Annotated in this window: 2 protein-coding genes; both read right to left on the reverse strand. The window is 71.1% G+C overall.

What is annotated here, in order from left to right:
• Positions 1 to 36: 36 nt before the first annotated feature.
• Complete coding sequence (locus G6020_RS11125; protein WP_182610674.1) at positions 37 to 603, reverse strand: NAD(P)H-dependent oxidoreductase; 567 nt, start codon at positions 601 to 603, stop codon at positions 37 to 39.
• A gap of 65 nt (positions 604 to 668) precedes the next feature.
• Positions 669 to 1,481, reverse strand: a complete 813-nt coding sequence (locus tag G6020_RS11130; RefSeq protein WP_182610675.1) for a hotdog fold thioesterase — start codon at positions 1,479 to 1,481, stop codon at positions 669 to 671.
• Between the last annotated feature and the right edge of the window lie 268 nt (positions 1,482 to 1,749).

Genomic DNA, 1,749 nt, shown 5'->3' on the forward strand with positions numbered 1-1,749 from the left:
GGACGTTGACCCGTCGAGAGTCGGGCGCGTCGAGCCCTAGGCGCTGCCCGCGGGGATCGGCGCGAACCGACGGACCGCGTCCTCGAGCTGGTCGAAGAGGGTGGAGATCTCCCCCGCGCGCCGGTCGTTCGGCTGGAGACCCTCCGGGCCGAACTCGGTGAACAGGCTCAGCGACACCTGCTGACGGACCCCGAACATCCGGAAGTTCGCGACGATCTGGCGCCACTGCTCCACGGCGCGTACGCCGCCCTCGGCGCCGTAGGAGACAAAGGCGACCGGCTTGTCCGCCCACTCGTCGCCGAGTGAGTCGAAGGAGTTCTTCAGGGCGCCGGGAACGCCGTGGTTGTACTCGGGGGTCACGAAGATGAAGGCGTCGTAGGAATCGATCGCCTCACTCCACCGGGTGACCCGCTCGTCGTCGTACTGCTTGTTCGCGGCACCCGGCACGGTGGCCGAGGTGAGGAGCGGGACGTCGAAGGACTTGAGGTCGACCAGGTCGTAGGTGGCGAGCTCCCGCGACGCCGCCTCCGCGGTGACCCAGTCGGCCACGGCCGCGCCTCCCCGCTCGTCGCGGATACTGCCCAGGATGATGCCGATCTTCACTAGCGTCTCCTCCGTCGATCGATGTCGTGGACACCCCGACCGTACTTGAGTGACACGGCAACAATCTACCGCCTGCCGTAGACAGTGACCGACGCCACCGCGCACACCCGGCCGCGGGCGTCCCGGGTGACCGCCTGCGCGATCCCCCAGCTCCGACCGTCATGGAGTGCCTCGGCGCGCACCGTGACCGGGCCGACGAGCGGGATCTGCCGCACGTATCTCACGTCGAGCGAGGACGAACTGACCTCTCGTTCGTGCGGGAACACCGCCGCACCGGCCACCTCCGCGACGGCGGCGAAGACCCCGCCGTGCAGGTTTCCCAGCGGGTTGGCCAGCGCCGGTTCGGGGGCGATCACGGCCTCCACCGCCCGGGTGCCCCCCGGGCCGTCATCGTGGTGGTCCAGCGTCAGGCACAACACCTCGGCCAGCGTCCCCGGTGCCAGTGCCGAGGGCCACGGCGGCTCGTCGTCGTAGTCATCCGGGTCCACGACCCCCGCGATCTCCATCGACTTGACCAGTCCCGCGGCGACCACCCCGCCGTCGTCATCGAGGACGTCGCCCCGCGTGGTGAGGCAGTGTCCGTCGTCGCCCAGGTGGTCCGTGCGCACGCCCAGGCCGGTCGACCCCTCACGGGGGCGCGCCAGCAGATCCAGGCGGAGCTCGGTGGTCACGGTCCACATCCCCTCGGGACGACGGCGGTGGTTCTCGGCCCCCAGACCGGAGTCGACCAACACCGCCAGGGCCCCCGTGGCGAAGCGCCCGGACGGGTCCACGAACTGGTCGGCGACCGGCTGGTGCCAGCTCACGGTGCCGTCCCCGTTCGGACTGAAGGTCAGTCCGAGCCGGGGTTCCGGGCCGTGGTGCGTCGATTCCCTCATCTCGCGACGCTAACACGTGTTCCAGTCCTGCCCGTCGGGCCCACGTGGCCGCACAATGGAGCCGTGCCCCCACGAGCAGAGCCCCCCCGAACAGCACCCCTGAGCAGCGAGGTTCTCGCGACGCCCCGACGCTGGCCGATCCGCACGGCCACCACCGTGATCGCCACCGCGATCGTCATCCTGGTGCTGGCCGCCGCGGCGGGGGGCGCGTGGCTGCTGCTGCGCACCGCCGCGCACAGCGCGATCGACACGGTGGACCGGGGTCGGG

It is taken from the genome of Dietzia sp. B19 (genome assembly GCF_014145155.1).
Taxonomy (GTDB): Bacteria; Actinomycetota; Actinomycetes; order Mycobacteriales; family Mycobacteriaceae; genus Dietzia; species Dietzia natronolimnaea.